Source organism: Thermogutta hypogea, from assembly GCF_055386265.1.
Map to the genome: position 1 here is coordinate 3,761,966 of NZ_AP042425.1, position 16,562 is coordinate 3,778,527.

Annotated in this window: 14 protein-coding genes; 8 read left to right on the top strand and 6 right to left on the bottom strand. The window is 65.6% G+C overall.

Annotated elements, in window-relative coordinates; genetic code table 11:
• Positions 1–19 precede the first annotated feature (19 nt).
• Positions 20–991: a sugar phosphate isomerase/epimerase family protein gene (locus ACZ5B4_RS13535; protein ID WP_464911760.1), complete on the top strand. Its 972-nt coding sequence runs from the start codon at positions 20–22 to the stop codon at positions 989–991.
• Here ACZ5B4_RS13535 and ACZ5B4_RS13540 read toward each other — a convergent pair.
• The 3 genes from ACZ5B4_RS13540 to ACZ5B4_RS13550 all read right to left on the bottom strand — a co-directional run bounded on the left by ACZ5B4_RS13540 (position 974) and on the right by ACZ5B4_RS13550 (position 6,017).
• Positions 974–2,728, bottom strand: a complete 1,755-nt coding sequence (locus ACZ5B4_RS13540; protein ID WP_464911761.1) for a sensor histidine kinase — start codon at positions 2,726–2,728, stop codon at positions 974–976. The two genes, ACZ5B4_RS13535 and ACZ5B4_RS13540, sit on opposite strands and share 18 nt — an antisense overlap.
• Before the next feature lie 120 nt (positions 2,729–2,848).
• A complete protein-coding gene (locus ACZ5B4_RS13545) occupies positions 2,849–3,436 on the bottom strand; it encodes a response regulator (protein WP_464914028.1) in 588 nt (195 codons plus the stop codon).
• A gap of 499 nt (positions 3,437–3,935) precedes the next feature.
• Positions 3,936–6,017 (bottom strand): esterase/lipase family protein, encoded by a 2,082-nt coding sequence (locus ACZ5B4_RS13550; RefSeq protein WP_464911762.1) that lies wholly within the window; start codon positions 6,015–6,017, stop codon positions 3,936–3,938.
• A 412-nt stretch (positions 6,018–6,429) separates the two neighbouring features.
• Here ACZ5B4_RS13550 and ACZ5B4_RS13555 point away from each other — a divergent pair, with 412 nt between their 5' ends.
• The 7 genes from ACZ5B4_RS13555 (at position 6,430) to ACZ5B4_RS13585 (ending at position 13,654) form a co-directional block, all read left to right on the top strand.
• Entirely contained in the window at positions 6,430–7,272 is an 843-nt protein-coding gene (locus ACZ5B4_RS13555; protein WP_464911763.1) for a tyrosine-protein phosphatase, read from the top strand.
• Positions 7,248–8,117 carry a hypothetical protein gene (locus ACZ5B4_RS13560; RefSeq protein WP_464911764.1) on the top strand — a complete coding sequence of 290 codons (870 nt, stop codon included), beginning with the start codon at positions 7,248–7,250 and terminating at the stop codon, positions 8,115–8,117. The genes ACZ5B4_RS13555 and ACZ5B4_RS13560 overlap by 25 nt, the downstream gene beginning before the upstream one ends.
• 254 nt (positions 8,118–8,371) lie before the next feature.
• The gene (locus tag ACZ5B4_RS13565; RefSeq protein ID WP_464911765.1) at positions 8,372–8,899 is read left to right on the top strand and encodes a carboxypeptidase-like regulatory domain-containing protein; all 528 of its coding nucleotides are present in this window, start codon (positions 8,372–8,374) and stop codon (positions 8,897–8,899) included.
• A gap of 426 nt (positions 8,900–9,325) precedes the next feature.
• The gene (locus ACZ5B4_RS13570; protein ID WP_464911766.1) at positions 9,326–9,901 is read left to right on the top strand and encodes a hypothetical protein; all 576 of its coding nucleotides are present in this window, start codon (positions 9,326–9,328) and stop codon (positions 9,899–9,901) included.
• Between the two features lie 60 nt (positions 9,902–9,961).
• The gene (locus ACZ5B4_RS13575; RefSeq protein WP_464911767.1) at positions 9,962–11,200 is read left to right on the top strand and encodes a glycosyltransferase family 4 protein; all 1,239 of its coding nucleotides are present in this window, start codon (positions 9,962–9,964) and stop codon (positions 11,198–11,200) included.
• A gap of 29 nt (positions 11,201–11,229) precedes the next feature.
• Positions 11,230–12,345, top strand: coding sequence for a GNAT family N-acetyltransferase (locus ACZ5B4_RS13580; protein ID WP_464911768.1), 1,116 nt, complete (start codon positions 11,230–11,232; stop codon positions 12,343–12,345).
• A gap of 49 nt (positions 12,346–12,394) precedes the next feature.
• Positions 12,395–13,654 (top strand): DegT/DnrJ/EryC1/StrS family aminotransferase, encoded by a 1,260-nt coding sequence (locus ACZ5B4_RS13585; protein WP_464911769.1) that lies wholly within the window; start codon positions 12,395–12,397, stop codon positions 13,652–13,654.
• Between the two features lie 84 nt (positions 13,655–13,738).
• Here ACZ5B4_RS13585 and ACZ5B4_RS13590 read toward each other — a convergent pair whose 3' ends face one another.
• From ACZ5B4_RS13590 to carA, 3 genes are all read right to left on the bottom strand, one after another.
• Positions 13,739–14,563: a TylF/MycF/NovP-related O-methyltransferase gene (locus ACZ5B4_RS13590; protein ID WP_464911770.1), complete on the bottom strand. Its 825-nt coding sequence runs from the start codon at positions 14,561–14,563 to the stop codon at positions 13,739–13,741.
• Between the two features lie 193 nt (positions 14,564–14,756).
• Positions 14,757–15,128: a hypothetical protein gene (locus ACZ5B4_RS13595; RefSeq protein ID WP_464911771.1), complete on the bottom strand. Its 372-nt coding sequence runs from the start codon at positions 15,126–15,128 to the stop codon at positions 14,757–14,759.
• 78 nt (positions 15,129–15,206) lie between these two features.
• Positions 15,207–16,358, bottom strand: a complete 1,152-nt coding sequence (carA, locus tag ACZ5B4_RS13600) for a glutamine-hydrolyzing carbamoyl-phosphate synthase small subunit (protein ID WP_464911772.1) — start codon at positions 16,356–16,358, stop codon at positions 15,207–15,209.
• Positions 16,359–16,562 lie beyond the last annotated feature (204 nt).

Sequence of the window (16,562 nt, forward strand, 5' to 3'; positions counted from 1 at the left end):
GATCGAGGAGCCATGCATCATGGGTACGACGTTGCCGCGACGCGGTTTTCTACGGGGAACGGCCCTCGCCGTTGCGGGGACCGCCTTGAACGGCCCGGCCTTCGGACAAGCGGAACAAGCCGCCCGTTCCGGCTATGCGGGATTTCTGCCCGCCCTGGTATGTGGGGCCGTCGGTGTGCGGGCGGACCAGCGACAAGCACTGGAGTACGCCGCAAAATACGGCTTTCGAGCCGTCGAACCGCAGGTCGGTTTCTTGCAAGGCTTGTCGGACGAGGAACTGGCGGCTTTGCGGGGGGAAATGGAGGAGAAGGGCGTGACCTGGTCGGCGGCCGGCTTGCCCGTCGATTTCCGCGGCGACTTGGATGCCTTCACCCGTTCCCTCAAGGCGTTGCCCTCGTTTGCGGCGGCGTTGCGTCGGGCGGGCGTCGATCGAGTCGGCACGTGGATCTCGCCCACCCACAAGACGCTCACCTATCGCGTTAATTTTCGGCTGCACGCCGTCCGGCTCCGGGCCGTCGCCGACATCCTGGATGACCACGGAGTGCGATTGTCGTTGGAATATGTCGGGCCGAAGACCTCGTGGTCGGCCGGGCGATTCCCCTTCATTCATACGCTGGCGGAGATGAAGGAGTTGATCGCGGAGATCGGGCATCCTTGCGTGGGTTACACCTTGGACAGTTGGCACTGGTACACGGCGGGCGAATCCGCCCAGGACATCAAGACGATCCGCGGCGGCGACGTGTTGATGGTGCATCTCAACGACGCCCCGGCCGGCGTGCCCGTCGATCAGCAAATCGACAGCGTGCGCGACCTCCCCACGGCAACCGGCGTCATCGACTTGAAGACCTTTTTGGGGACGTTGGCGGAGATCGGCTTCGAAGGGCCGGTCTACGTGGAACCGTTCAAGCGTTGGCCGGCGGAATGGGGTCCGGAAGAAGTGGTACGGCAAACGGCGGAGGCCTTGCATCGCGCCCTAGCGCTCGTTCCCTGAGGCGCGGCGGCGCGGCAGACGCAGGGTGAAGACGGTCTCCTCGCCGGGCCGGCTTTGCACGCGAATCTCGCCGCCGTGCAGTTGGGCGATGCGCCAAGCCTTGGACAGCCCGAGGCCCAAGCCGCGTCCCGCCTGCCGTGCCGAGTAGTAGGGGTCGAAGATGTGACGCCGCTGCTCGGGAGAGATTCCCGGCCCGTTGTCGCGGACCTCGAATACCGCCTCGTCCGGATTGCCGCGCAGGGCGAGGGTGACACGGCCGCCTTCCGCGGCGGCTTCCACGGCGTTCTTGGCCAAGGCGGCGAAAGCGGCCGCCAATTGAACGGGGTCGGCCTGCACGGCCACCGCTTCCGCCGGCAGTTCGCAATGCAAGGCCGCGCCGTAACGCTCGGCCCATTCGCGGACCGCCGGTTCCACCTCGAGGACGACGTCGCGGAGATCGACCTGGACGAGCGAAAGTTGCGGGGGGCGGGCGAAGAGCCGGGCATCGGCGATCATTTCGTGGGCCCGGCGAACCTGGGCCGTGATCGCCGCCAAGATCCGCCGCTGCTCCGGGTCCTGCGTGCGGCGCATTAGGACCTGCGCGTGGCCGCCGATGATCGCCAGGGGATTGTTGATTTCATGACCCGCCCCGGCCGCAAACTCGGCCATGGCATCCAGCTTGGCCTGCTCCAGCGCCTCCGCAAAGTTCCTCTCCAGGGCGTAGAGTCTCGCCGCGGCACGGGCGGCGCGGGCCTGCATTTCCGCGGCGTGCGGAATCCTCCTCATCAGGCGGCGGTACAGCCGCTCCGCTCGGGCCAAGGCCTTCTTAACGGGGTGTGCCGTAGGCGCCTTCAAGGCGGCAACCCACTCCGCGGCCGAGGCCTGGATCCGCTCCCTCGTCCCCGATCGCCCGGACATGAGATCCGCGACGGCGGCACCGGCTTTATCACGCGGGGGAGACTTACGGGAGCGCCGGCCGGTTCCGCGCACGGCCGCGGTACCGGGCAACGTTTCCCACAGCCGGGCGGCGATCTCCCAGCCGACCGCCGCGGCGTGCAGCGCCGACCGCCCCACGTCGTCTCCGTCCCATCGCTCGAGTTGAGCTTGCCAAGGGGGCGATGGCTCGTTCACGTCCGCCGAGCCGGCATGTCGCTCCCGCCTACCGCCTTCGCGGAAGGATGCGACCCCGTCGGGCAAGGCGGGATCGGGCAGGATCCCGACCGCGAGGGCCGAAACGATGCACGCCGCGGGAACCAATCGCAGTCCTTCGCGGGCGTTGTCTCGCGCCCAAGCCGCCGCGAATTCCTCCGCCCAAAGGACGAGTCGCAAAGCCATATCCGCGGGACGGGGACGCGCGACGGCCGCACCGATCGTGTTCGCCGAGCCGCTTGGTTCCCTCTCGGCACGCGCCGCCTCATCGGCGGTGATGGAAGACGGCGACGGCCGCACTTCGGACGGGACGGACGCCGGGAGAAGCTCGGGGAGCGACGCCCACAACCGCGCGGCGACGTCCGCAAAATCGCCGGGTGATTCCGGCTTCGGCTCGACCAGGCGTAGCAGTATGGGGAACAGACGCGGATCGCGACGCTGGAGGCGCACGAGCAAACGACGCCGGCTCGCCACGTCGCGGGGCGCGGGCTCACGGCAGGCCGCCCGCGCTCCCCAGACAAGCCAGGCATCAGCCAGGCCCAGCCGGACCTCGTCGGACAGCTCGGCCGTGCCGAGCAAGAGTTGTTGTGCAAGAGCAAGCCGGTCCATGCCCGCCTGCCGGGTTTCAGAGTGACACACACCGCGGACGGGACGTGCGGCGGGAGTCGCGATCGCGGCCCTTGCTCAGGGCGGCGCGGTGCCGCCGATCCCCGCTCCCACGCATTCCGGTCAGGCGCTGGCGGGGCTCTCGATGTCCAACAGTTGGCAAATGCGATCGATCAGGGTCTCGATCTCGAAAGGCTTGTGGAGGAAGTCGTCGGCGCCGGCCGCCTTCAATTCCTGGATCTTATCTTCCTCGACCATGCCGGAAATGCAGATGATGCGGATTTCGTCCATCGACGAATCGGCGCGCACCACCTGGCACACCTCCTTGCCGTTGATGTCGGGGAGCATGATGTCGAGGACGATGAGGTCGGGCCGATACTCCTTGACCATGATTCCCGCGCCGAATCCGTTGTTGACGGTGCGGATTTCGAATCGCCCGTCCCGTTGCAGGACGTCGCGGATCAGTTCGACCAGCTCTTCGTCGTCATCCACGATCAGGATTTTGCGGCGCCCGCTTTCGAGGGCATCGGTCGGAATCCCGTTGTCCCGCATGAAGGCGATGAGTTGATCGCGCGGGATGCGGCGGAAACGACTGCCGGGCACGCGAAAGCCCTTCAGCTGCCCGGAATCGAAGCAGCGGATGATGGTCTGCTGACTGACCTTGCAGATCTTGGCCGCCTCGCCGGTCGTGAAGACGGACTTGGTCGACAGGGGTGATTGGCTGTTCCTTTTTCTCGCCACGGTTCTCGCCGGAATGTTCAACGAAACCCCAGGCAGAGCGTCGGCAGATCGACGAGGGGTTTCTGGTCCTCCGTGTTTTACCATCCGGGATATGGGGCCTGGATTCGCAATAGGCTGCAAATCTCGCACCTCCCGTAGCTGCTTACAAGCAGCAGGCTCATCCGGCTCTGCCGACTTTGCCGAATTTGCCAAGCGCGACCATTATAACTTACCCAAACCTCCTGTCAATACGAGTTGCGTTGCCGCAAATCTCTATAAAACAAAGACTTATGTGTTTCCCAGGAAAAAGCTCGATTATCGATCCGGAACAATCTCCGCCGATTTTCCGAAATCGCGAAGACTTGCAGAGCACGCAGTCGCATCAAGCTACGCGATCGGATTATCCTGCGGACGCCGCACGTTTTTTCTTTTTTCTCGCGGTGAGGCAAAGCCGTCGGCGGGCAGCGGCGCTCTCCTTCGATATGCGTGGCTACGGCCGCACGAAGAGGCTGCCCGTGGGCGGCAGACGCCGCACGCGCGGTGTTTCCTCCGTGGATTCCCAAGTCACCGGAACGTTCTGGATCGCGCGGTCGATGGCGGCCGCCTCCTCTGTGGTAGCCCTCGCTTCCGCCAAATTCAAGCCATCTTGCCCCAGGTATTCGCGAAGGTGTTCCAAGAGGATGCGCTTCACCTCCAAGATCGCCAGGGGATGGGTATGGATGACCGTGTGTTCCGCGGAAATCACCAGCTCGCTGGCGGCGTGGGGGGCATGACCGCTTTCTCGGGTAATGATGCCGTCGTTGTCGCCCGTCCAGTTGGCAAACAAGCTCGACCGGGAAACGGTTCCGATGATGTTGTGGTAGGTGGTCCACGGGGCGCGCGGGGCCTGCCGCATGGCCGCGAAGATGGGACAATCCGGAGCCAACGCGTCCACGCTGTGGCGGTATTCGATCAAGTTATTCGGCCGCAGCAGGTCCCGGTTGTCGTTCAGCAAGACCTTCTGCGTTTGCGCCACCTGTTGCGGAATGCTGATCAGACGCCCCGCCACCCGTTGCGTCAACTCATTCGAGTAGGGCGTGCCCTGGTGCGGCGTGGCGATCGTGATGACGCGGCGCACGGAGGGGTTGGGATGGAAGAAGAAGTAGTCCCGCAGTTCCGCCAGCGTCCGCGGATCGGCCTGCACCTCCTCGAAGGCGCGGTCGCTCACCAGGCTCCAAAACAGTTGCCCGCTTTCCATGGTCTGAAGCTCGGCCACCAAACCGCCCATGCTGTGGCCGATTAACACCATCTGATCCATCGTCGGCCGCGTGAACGAGGGGTCCATGGTTACTCGGAACTCGTGCAGATCACGTCGCAACTGGGCCGCCGAAATCCAAAACGGCTGACCGGTGGGATACAGATAGAACCAGAACTGGAAATGCTCGCGGATCAGCGGACTGCTCCGCAAATCGTTGAACATTTGAATCCACGTCATCGGCGTCGAGCGCCAACCGTGGACGAAGATTACGGGAATCCGGTTCGGATCGTAGGGTTGCACCATGTAGAGGCCCATGATCGGCTTATCGCTCCCCGGCCTCACCGACATCAATTGCTCGGGCTGGAGGAGGCTCACGTTGCGCAGGGAACGGCCCAGGGCGGGATTGGACAGGAACGTGGCCAGCGGCGTGGTGAGATCCGTTTGCAGCGGTACCCGCAGGTTCCCGAGCTTGACGTCGGATGTCACGATCGGATCGTACAACTCCAGGGCCGCCGCGCGGCGGATATCGGAGCGGGCGTGGTCGGTATCCACGTGCGGGTAGGGCCGCAGAAACACCGTGACGGGGAAGCTCAGATTGGGCGGATAATACTTGGCCACCGAGGGCTCTTCCGGATAGGAGCGGCGCACGGCGATCAAAGGCACCCCCAATCCGTAACCCACGTGATGGTTCCGCAGTCCTTGCAGCCGGTAGTCGGAGACGAATTCGAAACGGCCGAAATCGCGGGGGTCCCAACGGGCGTCGCGGAGGACGCACGTCAAATCCCACGTCCCGTTGGCCGTCACGATGGTGTAGGTCGTGCCCGGCTGAAGCCCGGTTCGCGCGCAGAGGATGCGCAGGGCGCCCTCCAGGGCCGCGTTGTACAAATCGCAGGCCCCGCGAAACCACGGGTCGTAGGGGTTTCGGATGGGAGTAAACCGCGCATCAAAGAGGTATTGGTAAGCGTGCAGGACCGCGCCCCCGTAAAGGTCCAGCGCCAAACGGGGATTCTCCGCTTGGACCCGCCGCGCGTATTGATAGCTCAACTCCGCGTAGGCGTAGATGGTTTCCGGGTTGGGTTCCTCCTCGATGAAGGCCTGCACTCGGGCCAACGTCTGCTGCGGGTCTTCCGCCAGGTCGTTTTCCAAACCGTGCTGCCGCAGGATTTGCAGCGTGCGTTCGGAGACGGGCAGGGTCGCCCAGGTGACGACACGGATCCGCGAAAGGATGGGAAATCGCGAGAGATCTTGCAGTCGGGTATGGCGGGCCGAGGCGCACCCCGTGCTTGCCGCGAGCACGGCAAGACCGCAAATCCACAGGGCGCGGCGAATGTTCATCGTACGTCTCGCGCGACGAGGGGAGAGCGAGCCCGGCTTGCGTCACGGCCGTTTCCCGGTCGCTTCCACCCGACAATAGCAACAACCTCGCGAACGGTGATCGCTCCGGCGGGCGCGCAGTCCGACCGGCGGCCGGTCGATATATCAAGACGTGCCGGAGCGGTCAATGCCGAACGGCCATGCCGGCGCCCGACACCGCCGCTCGCGACCGAGGCTGAAACGCACCGGTCCGAGCGCCGCCGGAACGCGCGCCCGCCGTGCCGCCCCGCCGCGAGGAGGCGATCGCCGCCCGGAGACGATCTTGACCCCGTTCCCATCGCGTCGCTACGATGCCGAGCCGCCCCAAGGCGGCATTGCGTGCCGCGGCCGCGCCGGCTTGCCGCAACGACATTCGTGAAAGGAATCCGCTCCCATGATTGGGCATCCGAGGGAAACGGGGAGTGCGGGGCGAGAAGTCGTCTCGCCCGGCTTGGCCGATCTCCACAGCCACATCTTGCCCGGCCTGGACGACGGTGCACGCTCGTGGGACGAGACCTTGTCCATGGCACGGGCGGCATGGCGCCAGGGCGTTGCCGTGATGGCCGCCACGCCGCATCAACTCGGGCAATACGCCGGCAATGCGGCGCGGACCATCCTGGAACGGCTGGACGAGGCGCGGCAGCGCTTGCAAACGGCCGGCATCCCCCTGCAATTGATCGCCGGGGCGGATGTCCGCGTGGAGGATGACTTGCCGCGGCGGATCGAAGCCGGGGAAGTGCTGACCTTGGGCGACGGGCGGCGGTACGTGTTGCTCGAATTGCCGCACGATCTGTATTTGCCCTTGGACGGCCTGCTGGCGCGCCTCCGCGGCATCGGCGTGACCGGCATCCTGACCCACCCGGAGCGGAATGCCGCCTTGCGCCGCCATCCCCAACACTTGGCCCGACTCGTCGAGGCGGGATGCCTGGTCCAAGTCACCGGGGCGAGCCTGACCGGAGGTTTCGGCCGGGAAGTTCAGGCATTCACCTTGCAACTGATACGCCAAGGCATGGTGCATCTGGTGGCGAGCGATGCGCATGGAGAAAAACGCCGCGCACCCGATCTGCAAGCAGCTTATCGGAAAATCGCGAAGGATTTCGATCGTGATACCGCCGAAGCCCTACTTCGCCGCAACCCGTGGCGCATCGTGCAGGGGCGATCGGCCGCCGCCCTGGAGGTGCCTACGCCGTCCGGCGGCGGAATCCTGGGACGATGGTTCCGGAAATTGGCGGGTTGAACGGTCGGCATCGAGCACGGTGGGACATGGTCACCGACTTCCAGCACCGCCGGCGGATAGGGATCGGGAGAGCCGTAGCGGCTGTTTTCTCGATGCTGTTGCCGTTCAGCGGCGCCCTGGGGGACGCTTCGTACTCGCCCGTCTGGGTCGATGCCCGCGAGGTCTCCGGTTTTCGCATATTCTGCCGCTTTCCCGCCGATCGCATCGCAACGTTACTGGAGGACTTGGAAGGATTGAGCAAGGACGTCGCCGCGTACCTGGGCTTGGAGGCCTCACCGCGCGCGGTCGACGTCTATCTCTTCGCCGATGCCCGGGAATACGCGAATTACGTGAAGCGGGCGTTTCCCGAGGTGCCCTATCGCCGGGCGCTGTACGTGCAACGGGGCCAACGGGCGATGGTCGCCGCGTATCTCAGTCCGGAATTGGCGGTCGACCTGCGTCACGAGTGCACGCACGCCTTGCTGCATTCCGCGCTGCCCATGGTCCCGCTGTGGCTGGACGAGGGTCTGGCGGAGTATTTCGAGGTCGAACCGCTCCAGCGCGCGGGGAGAAGCCCGTACTTGGCAGCCGTCCGCTGGCGGTGCCGTTTCGGCTATGTGCCGCCGTTGGAGCAATTGGAGGGGTTGCGATCCATGGCGTCCATGAGCGAAACCGACTACCGCAATGCGTGGTCCTGGGTGCATTTCATGCTGCACGGTCCGCCGGAAGCCCGCGAGGCCCTGGTCGAGTATCTGGCCGTGATTCGTCAGGGAGGGATTCCCGGCAGCCTCAGCGGCCGTTTGTCGGCCCAGATTCCGGACCTCAAGGCGGCGTATAAGCGGCATTTTTCGAATTGGGGGCGGTGATCGTGTGCAGGCGAGTTCCACCGGCAGACCCCTGCAAGCGGTCCGATCAGTGACACCACCAATTGCGGGCGGAATGCGACAAAAATGGCGGCTGTGCGGTTTTTGACTGCATCCACCGTGATCTGCTGCCGATAAAGAAAGCAAGACCGTTGTGCCCGCCGCAAGGGGCACGCTGATATTTTGGTCAACGTTCAGGCGTCAGGAAGACCAAGGGCGCTCGTCTTTCGGCACTCGAGATGGAGATGGAAGCCGTCATGAAAAAGCTCGCTTCAATGTTCGCGTTGGGTACTTTGGCCGTGGGACTATGTTTGGGCTCGACCGCGGCGGTTCGGGCGGATGGAACGGCAAGCCCGGCCAAGCCGGTGATCGTGGATGTGGCCCTGCAAGAGGACGGCGTCCTCTTGGGACAGGTCGTCAATACACAGGGGGCGCCGGTGGCAGACACGGCGGTCCGTATCAGCGACGGCAAACAGCACTTGGGCACCGCCAAGACCAATAAGGACGGGTACTTCGCGTTCAAGGGCTTGAAGGGCGGGCTGTACCAAGTCAACGCTTCGAACGGTTCGGGCATGTTCCGGCTGTGGGCGGCGCGAACGGCTCCGCCGTCGGCCCAAAAGGGCGCCTTGTTAGTCTCCGGCCAAGACCTGGCACGCGGCCAGATGGTGCCCCGACTCCGCACCTGGATGCAGAATCCTTGGGTGGTCGGCGGAGCCATCGCTACCGCGATTGCCGTGCCCGTGGCGATTGTCGCCTCGGATGACGACGGCCCGACCAGCCCGTGAGCGGATCGCGTAACGCGAACGCGGAGGCTCCGCGGCAAACGCGCCTCGCCGCGCGGCGGTAAATCCGAAGCACCATCGCCGACGGCCGCCCGCACGAGCACGACCGTCGAGAAAAAGCGAACCTTCCCCAAGACGGCCGGAGCATTCCGGTCGTCTTTCATTTCTTGAACGCGGTTTGGCCCCACGACCGCCGCGCCGCAGCGGCGCCGCTTCGCCGATCGCCAATCAGTCTTGTCTCGACCTCCGGCTCTTCGCTAATATCCCGCCGCGCGCCTGGGCGGCGTGAATCGGCATGCCGCCGTTGATGCTCCGTTTCGCGCGGTTTCCCGGTTTTGCCCTGCTATCGAGCACTCACCGGAAGCCCCGAGGAATCGACGGTCGGCGGGAAATGGGTCTCGTACTGGTTGCGGCAGAGGAGTCGAAAACATGTTCATGCGGCGTTCCTTGACTCGGGGAGGGATTTGTCTGGCGCTTTCGGCGGCCCTGGTGATGCCGAGTTTCGCCGCACCGCCGGAGGCGGCCGATAACGGGGATCGGTCCGCGGCGGAGCCGACCTCGCAAGCAAGCGCCATGCCTCTCGCTCGAATCGCGGACGTTCGCCTGGACGGCGAAGGGCGGTTGCTGGGCCTCTTGGTCGACGGCGACGGCGTGCCGATGGGACGGCGGGAACTCACCCTGCGGAAGCTCCAACCCAAGACCGCGCCCGTCGTGGTCCAAACCGACGCCGCCGGACGATTCACGAGCGAACGCTTGTCGGGAGGGCTGTACGAGATCCGGCTCGACCGTCGCGGACAAGTAGTTCGCCTGTGGGAAAAACAAGCCGCCCCGCCGAAGGCCCTGCCGGCCTTGTTGGTGGTTGCCGAGGACGCCACCGTTCGCGGGCAGCGCCGCGTGGGAGAGGTCCTCAGTTCCGAGACGCTCGTCCTGGGCGGCTTGGTCGCGGCCGCCATCGCCATTCCCTTGGCCGTCAGCGGCTCGGACGACGGACCGGTCAGCCCGTAAAGCGGCCGCGCCCTCACTAGCGCCGACCATACTTGGAGAGAGAATCTCGAAGGGTCGATCATGCGAATCTTGTTTTTGGACCAGCATTTTGCCACGCCGCGGCAAGCAACCTCGACGTTTCCCTTTGTCATGACGCGCGAGTTGGTCCGCCGAGGACACGCCGTGGAAGTGCTGACCACGGATCAAAGCGGCCGGCGCGGGGCGTGGTATTGCACCGAGGAGGACGGCCTCCGCATCCACTGGTGCCCGATCCCTTATTCCAATCGGATGGGCTACGGGCGGCGATTGATCGCCTTCGGACGGTTCGGGGCGAGGGCTGCCGCATACGGCAAAAGGCTCCCTCCCTGCGATGCCGTGTATGCGTGCAGCACGCCGTTGACGATCGCCCTGCCGGGCGTCGCCTTGGCGCGACGCTTTCGCGTGCCCATGATCTTCGAAGTCCGAGATCTTTGGCCGGAAGTGCCCATCGCCCTCGGCGCGTTGACGACTCCCTGGGCGATTTGGTCGGCCCGGGCGCTGGAACGCTTCGCGTACCGCAACGCCTCCTACGTGGTGGCGCGTTCGCCGATGATGGCGGACGGGGTGGCGGCGGCGGGTTACCCCCGGGAACGCATTCGCGTGGTACCCAATGCCTGCGATTTCGCCCGCTTTCAAGTACCTGACTCGTGGGGCCGAGAATTTCGCGCGGCACACGGTTGGCTGGGAGAGCGTCCTTTGGTGCTGTACGCGGGCACGTTCGGCCTGGTGAACGACTGCCGCTATATCGTGCGCTTGGCCCATGCGGTTCGCCCGCTTCTGCCCGACGCCCGCTTCCTCTTGGTCGGCCAAGGGCGCGAGGCCGAGCTGGTGGAACAGGCGGCGCGCGAACTGGGGGTCTTGAACGAGACACTGTTCCTTCGACCGCCGGTGCCCAAGGAGGAAGTGCCGCGGCTCTTCTCGGCGGCCGACGTCGTGATGTCCACCGTGCGGGACGTACCCGCCCTGCACGCCAACTGCGCGAACAAGTTCTTCGACGGCTTGGCTGCGGGCCGGGCGGTCGCCATCAATCACGAGGGCTGGCTGGCGGACCTGATTCGCGAGCACGATTGCGGGCTGGTCCTGCCCGCCGCGGAAATCACCGCAGCGGCTCGGCGTATGGCGGCGGCGCTGCGAGATCGCGACCGCTTGCGCGAGGCCGGGCGCCGCGCGCTGCGGCTCGGCAAGGCGCGATTCGACGCCCTCCGTTGCACCGACGTCGTGGAAGAGGTCTTGCTCGCGGCCGTAGGGGGATCCGGCTCGGCTCGCAAAGCGGCCGCCTAACCATACCGCTGACCCGCGGAGCCAATGCCATGGAAAACGTCAACATCGCCCGGTTGATTCGCGTCCACGATTGCCGTCAATGGGACCGAGTCTTGGTCGACTGCGGCGGCTACGATACCTATCACCTGGCCCACTATCATCTGCTTTGCAAAGAGACGGGCAAGGAGGAGCCGTACCTATTCCACTTTCAACGGGGCCGGCGCGTGGCGGCCCTGCCTTTCCTGGTCCGGTCGGTGCAAGGCCTGCCGGGGCTAGAGGACGTGCCGGCCTGCGATGCGACCTCGGTGTACGGCTATCCGGGCTTGATTTCGAACGTTCCGCCCGATGACGACGAGGCCGACGCCTTCCGCCGCGAATGGCAGCAGGCCCTCCGCGAAACGTTGGCCGCCCTAGGGATCGCAGCCCTCTTCGTGCGGCAACACCCCCTTTGGGATACCGATTGGCTGTGGGAGGGATTGGGGGAGGTCCGCCGATTGGGCATGACCGTGGCAGTGGACCTCGACCGGGAGGAAGAGGAACAGCTTCGCGTGATGCGGCACGGCCACCGCGGGGATATCCGGCTCGCCAGAAAACTGGGAATCGAGATCGAGGAGGACCCCACGCTGGAAGAGATCGGCGTGTTTCGGGAGTTGTACGAAGCGACGATGCGGACGCTGAATGCCGATCCCGAGTATTTCTTCCCCGACGCTTACTACGAAGGCTTGCGGCATCACCTGGGCAGCCGCGTGACGCTCTTTCTAGCGAAGCTGGAAGGGCGGCCGTTGGCGGCGGCCTTGTTCCTCCAGTGCGGCCGCATCCTGCAATATCACCTCAGCGGCGGCGATCCCACGGCGCGACAACTCACCGGGCCGGCCGTCAAGCTGCTGTTGGATACCGTGCGGCGTTGGGGTGTGGAAAACGGCTTTCGCTGGCTGCACCTGGGCGGGGGCGTGGGTGCCCGACACGATTCCCTCTTCCAATTCAAGGCCGGCTTCTCGGACGTGCGTTGGACCTACCGCGTGGTCCGCTGCGTGGTGCAACCCGGCCTCTACGCCGACCTGGCAGCCCGATGGCGAAGGGCGGTAGGCGGGCCCGACGAGGACGATTATTTCCCGATCTACCGCCGTCCGCGGCCGCGTGTGCGCGAGGCCCGCCCCGCCGCGTAAGCGTTCTCACCGTCTATCTCAATCCGGCGATGCGCCGCCGATCCCACGGATGATGAAAACCATGGCCACCATGCCGCTCGATGACGTGCTTGAAGGGAATGCCGACCGTTTGGCCCTGGAAGGAGGTTCGCCGTCGATTGCGCGACCTCTCCCACCTTGGCCGGCGTTCGGCGACGAGGAGATCGCCGCCGCCGCCGAGGTCTTGCGCAGCGGTCGGGTCAACTATTGGACGGGCGACCGAACCCGGCGTTTCGAGGAAGAATTCGCCGCGGTCGTGGGTTGCCGCCATGCCGTGGCCCTGTCCAACGGGACGGTCGCCTTGGAGGCGGCCTTGGCCGCCCTCGGCGTGGGGCCGGGCGACGACGTGATCGTCACCAGCCGCAGTTTCGTGGCCTCCGCCGGGTGCGTTCTGCTCCGCGGAGCCAGGCCGATCTTCGCCGACGTCGATCGCGACAGCCAAAACATCACCGCGGAGACCGTCGCGGCGGTCCTGACTCCGCGCAGTCGGGCAGTGATCGTCGTTCACTTGGCGGGGCGGCCCTGCGAAATGGACCCGATCCGCGAGCTTTGCCGGCGCCACGGCCTGGCGCTGATCGAAGATTGCGCGCAGGCCCATGGCGCGCGGTACCGCGGCCGGCCCGTCGGATCGCTCGGCGATCTCGCCGCCTTCTCCTTCTGCCAAGACAAAATCCTAACCACGGCGGGAGAGGGAGGCATGGTGACCACCGACGATCCGGAACTCTTCCGCCGCGTTTGGAGCTTCAAGGATCACGGCAAGAACTACGAGGCCATGCAGCGGCCCGCGGACGGCTCGCGATTCCGCTGGGTCCACGACGACCTGGGAACCAATGCCCGCATGACCGAAATCCAAGCCGCCGTCGGTCGCGTGGTGCTCCGCAAGCTGGATGCGTGGGTGGATCGCCGGCGGCGCAACGCGGAGATTCTCATCGAAGAGCTGGCCCCGCTGCCCTGCGTCCGCGTCCCGATTCCCCCGCAGCACGTCCGGCACGCATATTACAAGTTCTACCTTTTCGTGCGTCCCGAACGGTTGCGGCCGGATTGGAACCGCGATCGCATCTTGGCGGCCTTGCAGGCGGAGAACGTCCCCTGCGGCAGCGGCGTCTGTCCGGAGATCTACCTCGAAAAGCTGTTCCGCGACCGCAACCTCGGTCCCGCCGAGCGGCTGCCCGTCGCTCGGGAACTGGGTGAAACCGGCCTCATGCTGCCCGTCCATCCCACGCTGGGCGAGGAAGACGTCCGTGCCATGGCCCGGGCGGTGCGCAAAGTGCTGCGACGAGCCGCGGCTTGAGATCGCGTCTGCGGATGCAAGGGGTAACCGCGACGGCCTTCCCGCGGCGACGGCCCCGGTTGCCGCGGCTGCCGCCGGCGGCCGTCACGCGGCGACGCGGTGCGGCGAGGCGGTCCTGCCGGGAACGATGCGATCCGACTCGGCCGATTCCGCCGTCTTGACGAGCACGGCGTGCCCGTTGAGATTGTGCAGCACCAGGCAGCCGGGCCGTCCGCGCTGCTCCTCCACGTGCCGGGCGATACCTCCGCACACCTCGAAACCGTAGTCGTCGTACACGACCATGCCCCCGGGGTTGAGGCGGGGCCAAACCCAATCCAATATGTCGGCCGCCGACCGGTAGGTGTCCACGTCGATGTGGCAGAAGGCGAACCGCCGGTCGGCGATGCGATCGCCGGTTTCGTCGGGAAAGACGCCGGGCAGCAGGACGGCCCGACTCAGGCCCAACTCGTCCAGAAACCGTTGCACGTACTCCCGCGAGGTGTCGGCATGTTCCCCGCCGTGATAATCGGCGTCCTGTTCGGCGGCCTTGACCACGCCGCGGAAGGTGTCGCAGAGGAAGACGGGAACATCCAGGCCGCAATCGGCCGCCCGACGCGCGATGAGGGCCCCGCTTCCTCCCCGCCAGACGCCGACCTCCAGCAAGGCCCCGCCGACCTTGGCCGCCTGCTCGACCAGCGTCCACAACTCCCACAGACGATAGATGTCCACCAGCGTGCGGTCTTGAACCTGCCGGTAGATTTGCAGGAACGCGCGGTCTCCCCGCCAAGGGGCGTAGGTCGCTCGCGGGTAAACCGGTTCGTAAGGCGTCGACGGGTTATGCGAGGGGAGGCGATGCACCTCGTAGCCAAGCTTACGGAAGAGGCTCTTGAAGGCCCTGCGCGGCGGCAAGAGGAGTCCGTGAAAGGACATGCCGTTCTCCTAGCGACGGACGATCTCAGCGACGGTTTCCCCCCGGTACGCCGGCACCCATAGATCGGCAGCCGCTGCACAAAACTTTAGGCGAAAACCGCGGACCGGCCGGCCTCGCGCCGTGCCGCAGACCGCGAGCCGCCGTGCTGTCGGACCGCCGCCGTGGTTTCGTGCGGGTTCGAATCCGCAAGGTTCACGGCTTGCCGGGCGGAGAGAGGAGGAACATCGCGGCGGAGACGATCGCCGCGGCACAGCCCAGGGCCATCACGGCTTGGGAAATCGTGGCGGCATTCCAAGCCAGAGACTCGCCGGCGGCCAGTTTCATGATCGGTCGGGAGATCGCCGCGACCAACCCCAAGACGGCGAGGACCAGGGCGACCGTCATGAGGGGCCGTTGATAATCGCGGAGCAGCAGGCAGAGCGCGGCCGGCGCTTGGAGGATGAAGCCGACTGCGGCGGGAATCAGGGCCGTCACGTGCGAAGCCCCGGTCAGGAAGAACGCCAACAAGCCCGCCGCCAGGAGAATGTCCCCCACGATGATCGTGACCACGATATACGGATTCACGGAATTGCCCTTTGGAGTGAGAGGTACGAAGTCTTTCGCCGGGCTACGGCGGATCGGGGCGCCGCCGGGCGACGCGCCTTAGGACCGAGCCGCCGCGGCGCGGTATGCGTCGATGTTTTCCCGGAACCGTTGAAACAGGTAATGGCTGTCGTGCGGACCGGCCGAGGCCTCGGGATGGTATTGCACGCTGAAGACCGGCAAGCTCCGGTGCCGCAGGCCTTCCACCGTGCCGTCGTTGAGGTTCACGTGCGTGACTTCCAGTTCGTCCGGCAAGGAATCCGGATCGACCGCGAAGCCGTGGTTCTGGCAGGTGATCTCCACGCGACCGGTATCGTAGTTCGTGACGGGTTGATTGGCCCCGCGATGGCCGAACTTGAGTTTGAAGGTCTTCGCCCCCAAGGCCAACGCCAGGAGCTGATGGCCGAGGCAGATGCCGAAGACCGGCAGGCGGTCATGGAGCTTGCGAATCGTTTGCCGGGCGTAGTGGACCGGCTCGGGATCGCCCGGCCCGTTGGAGAGAAACAGTCCGTCGGGCCGCAGGGCGAGCACGTCTTCGGCGGAGGCGGTCCCCGGGAGCACCGTGACGCGACACCCCACATCGAACAGATGCCGCGCGATGTTGTATTTCATGCCGAAGTCCAGGGCAACGACGTGCGGGGCATCCGGCGGGAGGCGGTCATGGACCGCTTCTCCCAGCTTCGTCCAAGGGCTGAGCGGATGATCCCAGGAGAAGCCCTTTTCCGGCACGACCTCGCGGACCAAGTCGCGGCCGACCAGTCCCGGCGAGGCCTGGGCCTTGGCCACCAGCGAGGCGTCGTCCAAATCCACCGTCGAGAGCACGCCCCGCATCGCTCCCTGATTGCGGATCCGCCGCACCAACGCCCGCGTGTCGATTCCCCGGATACCTGGGATGCCGAAGCGTTTGAGGAAGGCGTCCAGGCTGCCCGTCGCGCGGAAGTTGCTCACCGAACCGCTGAGGTTGCGGACGACGAAGCCCGCCAAGTGCGGCCGCCGACTCTCGAAATCCTCTTCGTTGACGCCGTAGTTGCCGATCTCGGGATACGTCATGGTCACGATTTGACCGCGGTAACTGGGATCGGTCAGAATCTCTTGATAGCCGGTCATGGAGGTGTTGAAGCAGACTTCGCCGTCCGCCTCGCCTTCCGCCCCGAAGGACTGCCCGGTGTAAACGGATCCGTCTTCCAATGCCAGTTTGGCGAGTTTGTCCATGATGAGTCGGCTACCGCGACGAAATCGTTGGGGTGGTTTGCAGGTACTTTGACTGCCGTGCGAGGCTCCCCGTCGGGATGTGGGAGGCTTCTCCGCGGGTGATTAAAGTGGCCGGGGTGAATCTCCGATAGCTAGGAATACGGCTGCTGGGTCTCCAAGGTCTCCGCACGCATGAGGGAGCCGAAGAGCGGCCGACCCAAAGGG

Coding starts and splice junctions, on each gene's coding strand:
- ACZ5B4_RS13535 (WP_464911760.1), top strand. CDS start 20: ATGGGTACGACGTTGCCGCGACGCGGTTTTCTACGGGGAACGGCCCTC.
- ACZ5B4_RS13540 (WP_464911761.1), bottom strand. CDS start 2,728: ATGGACCGGCTTGCTCTTGCACAACAACTCTTGCTCGGCACGGCCGAG.
- ACZ5B4_RS13550 (WP_464911762.1), bottom strand. CDS start 6,017: ATGAACATTCGCCGCGCCCTGTGGATTTGCGGTCTTGCCGTGCTCGCG.
- ACZ5B4_RS13555 (WP_464911763.1), top strand. CDS start 6,430: ATGATTGGGCATCCGAGGGAAACGGGGAGTGCGGGGCGAGAAGTCGTC.
- ACZ5B4_RS13560 (WP_464911764.1), top strand. CDS start 7,248: ATGGTTCCGGAAATTGGCGGGTTGAACGGTCGGCATCGAGCACGGTGG.
- ACZ5B4_RS13565 (WP_464911765.1), top strand. CDS start 8,372: ATGAAAAAGCTCGCTTCAATGTTCGCGTTGGGTACTTTGGCCGTGGGA.
- ACZ5B4_RS13570 (WP_464911766.1), top strand. CDS start 9,326: ATGTTCATGCGGCGTTCCTTGACTCGGGGAGGGATTTGTCTGGCGCTT.
- ACZ5B4_RS13575 (WP_464911767.1), top strand. CDS start 9,962: ATGCGAATCTTGTTTTTGGACCAGCATTTTGCCACGCCGCGGCAAGCA.
- ACZ5B4_RS13580 (WP_464911768.1), top strand. CDS start 11,230: ATGGAAAACGTCAACATCGCCCGGTTGATTCGCGTCCACGATTGCCGT.
- ACZ5B4_RS13585 (WP_464911769.1), top strand. CDS start 12,395: ATGATGAAAACCATGGCCACCATGCCGCTCGATGACGTGCTTGAAGGG.
- ACZ5B4_RS13590 (WP_464911770.1), bottom strand. CDS start 14,563: ATGTCCTTTCACGGACTCCTCTTGCCGCCGCGCAGGGCCTTCAAGAGC.
- carA (WP_464911772.1), bottom strand. CDS start 16,358: ATGGACAAACTCGCCAAACTGGCATTGGAAGACGGATCCGTTTACACC.